The following is a 3,188-nucleotide window of genomic DNA, read 5'->3' as shown; positions in this document are numbered from 1 at the left end:
AGTGTGATAATAAGTTATCGGTTCATTAGTACCGGTCAGCTACAACCATTACTGGTCTTCCACATCCGGCCTATCAACCCCATCGTCTCTAGGGAACCTCTCACACACAAGGTGTATGGAAACCTCATCTCGAAGCGTGCTTCCCGCTTAGATGCTTTCAGCGGTTATCACTTCCGAACGTAGCCAATCAGCGGTGCTCCTGGCGGAACAACTGACACACCAGAGGTTCGTCCATCCCGGTCCTCTCGTACTAGGGACAGGTCTTCTCAAGTTTCCTACGCGCACAGCGGATAGGGACCGAACTGTCTCACGACGTTCTAAACCCAGCTCGCGTACCGCTTTAATGGGCGAACAGCCCAACCCTTGGGACCTACTCCAGCCCCAGGATGCGACGAGCCGACATCGAGGTGCCAAACCATGCCGTCGATATGAGCTCTTGGGCAAGATCAGCCTGTTATCCCCGGGGTACCTTTTATCCGTTGAGCGACGGCGCTTCCACAAGCCACCGTCGGGTCACTAGTCCCCACTTTCGTGCCTGCTCGACATGTCTGTCTCACAGTCAAGCTCCCTTGTGCACTTACACTCAAAACCTGATTGCCAACCAGGCTGAGGGAACCTTTGGGCGCCTCCGTTACCCTTTAGGAGGCAACCGCCCCAGTTAAACTACCCATCAGGCACTGTCCCTGATCCGGATCACGGACCGAAGTTAGGAGCCCAATACGACCAGAGTGGTATTTCAACAATGACTCCACACACACTGGCGTGCATGCTTCACAGTCTCCCACCTATCCTACACAAGCCGTACCGAACACCAATACCAAACTGTAGTAAAGGTCCCGGGGTCTTTCCGTCCTGCTGCGCGTAACGAGCATCTTTACTCGTACTGCAATTTCGCCGAGTTCGTGGTTGAGACAGTGGAGAAGTCGTTACGCCATTCGTGCAGGTCGGAACTTACCCGACAAGGAATTTCGCTACCTTAGGATGGTTATAGTTACCACCGCCGTTTACTGGGGCTTAAATTCTCAGCTTCACCACCGAAGTGATTAACCAGTCCTCTTAACCTTCCAGCACCGGGCAGGCGTCAGTCCGTATACATCGAATTACTTCTTCGCACGGACCTGTGTTTTTAGTAAACAGTCGCTTCTCCCTGGTCTCTGCGACCCTCACCCCTAGCCCGTACGGGCTTCAAGGCTTGGGCCCCCCTTCTCCCGAAGTTACGGGGGCATTTTGCCGAATTCCTTAACCACGATTCACTCGATCGCCTTAGTATTCTCTACCTAACCACCTGAGTCGGTTTGGGGTACGGGCGGCTCGAACCTCGCTAGAAGTTTTTCTCGACAGCATAGGATCACCCTGCTTCCCACATACATGGTCACCATCACATCTCAGCCACACCACTGACGGATTTACCTACCAGTGGGCCTACATGCTTGGACGGGGACTACCATCGCCCCGCGGAGGCTACCTTCCTGCGTCACTCCATCGCTTACCTACTACACGATCGGGTCACACGCTCCCCACACCAGATGATCCCGAAGGACCGGTTGGCATGGTTCGGGTGTTTAGCATCCCATGGTTCAGTATGGGCGGTTCTTCGCCGGTTCCGGAATATCAACCGGATGTCCATCGACTACGCCTGTCGGCCTCGCCTTAGGTCCCGACTTACCCAGGGCAGATTAGCTTGACCCTGGAACCCTTGGTTATTCGGCGGACGGGTTTCTCACCCGTCATTCGCTACTCATGCCTGCATTCTCACTCGTGTAGCATCCACGACTCGATCACTCGGCCGCTTCACTCGCCACACGACGCTCCCCTACCCAACAACACCCCCGTTAAGGGTCAGTGTGTCATTGCCACAGCTTCGGTGATGTGCTTGAGCCCCGCTACATTGTCGGCGCGGAATCACTTGACCAGTGAGCTATTACGCACTCTTTAAAGGGTGGCTGCTTCTAAGCCAACCTCCTGGTTGTCACAGCAACTCCACATCCTTTCCCACTTAGCACACGCTTAGGGACCTTAGCTGATGATCTGGGCTGTTTCCCTCTCGACTACGAAGCTTATCCCCCGCAGTCTCACTGCCACGCTCTCACTTACCGGCATTCGGAGTTTGGTTGACGTCAGTAACCCGGTGGGGCCCATCAGCCATCCAGTAGCTCTACCTCCGGCAAGAAACACGCGACGCTGCACCTAAATGCATTTCGGGGAGAACCAGCTATCACGGAGTTTGATTGGCCTTTCACCCCTACCCACAGCTCATCCCCTCAGTTTTCAACCTAAGTGGGTTCGGTCCTCCACGCCGTCTTACCGGCGCTTCAACCTGGCCATGGGTAGATCACTCCGCTTCGGGTCTAGACCCAGCGACTCAAACGCCCTATTCGGACTCGCTTTCGCTCCGGCTACCCCACACGGGTTAACCTCGCCACTGAGCACTAACTCGCAGGCTCATTCTTCAAAAGGCACGCCGTCACCCCACACAGAGGCTCCGACGGATTGTAAGCACACGGTTTCAGGATCTATTTCACTCCCCTCCCGGGGTTCTTTTCACCTTTCCCTCACGGTACTAGTCCGCTATCGGTCACCAGGGAATATTTAGGCTTAGCAGGTGGTCCTGCCAGATTCACACGAGATTTCACGGGCCCCGTGCTACTTGGGAAACAGCACAACACAGCCACACACGTTTCGTCTACGGGAGTCGCACCCTCTACGCTCAACCATTCAAGATTGTTCAACTACGCACATGGTTTCTTACTGCGCACCCTCATGTCAGTGAGGATCAGCACTGTCCCACAACCCCACAACCGCAACCCCTGACAGGTCTCACACGATCATGGTTTAGCCTCATCCGCTTTCGCTCGCCACTACTCACGGAATCACTCTTGTTTTCTCTTCCTGTGGGTACTGAGATGTTTCACTTCCCCACGTTCCCTCCCAACACCCTATGTGTTCAGGTGCAGGTGCCATGACATGATTCATGGCGGGTTTCCCCATTCGGAAATCCCCGGATCACAGCCTGTTTATCGACTCCCCGAGGCATATCGCAGATTACAACGTCCTTCATCGGTTCCTGGTGCCAAGGCATCCACCGTGTGCCCTTAAAAACTTAAGATCACAGATACTAGATGCTCGCGTCCACTGTGTAATTCTCAAACAACACGCCACACACAACCCCACACACCCAAACCCCATCC

1 rRNA gene is annotated in these 3,188 nt (G+C 54.5%); it reads right to left on the bottom strand.

Going from position 1 to position 3,188, the window contains the following annotated elements:
* Positions 1 to 5: 5 nt before the first annotated feature.
* Positions 6 to 3,106 (bottom strand): 23S ribosomal RNA (locus ABH936_RS14015).
* Between the last annotated feature and the right edge of the window lie 82 nt (positions 3,107 to 3,188).

Source organism: Dermacoccus sp. GAS27A, assembly GCF_044909235.1.
Taxonomy (GTDB): domain Bacteria; phylum Actinomycetota; class Actinomycetes; order Actinomycetales; family Dermatophilaceae; genus Dermacoccus; species Dermacoccus nishinomiyaensis.
This window is presented reverse-complemented; position numbering and strand designations above follow the sequence as displayed.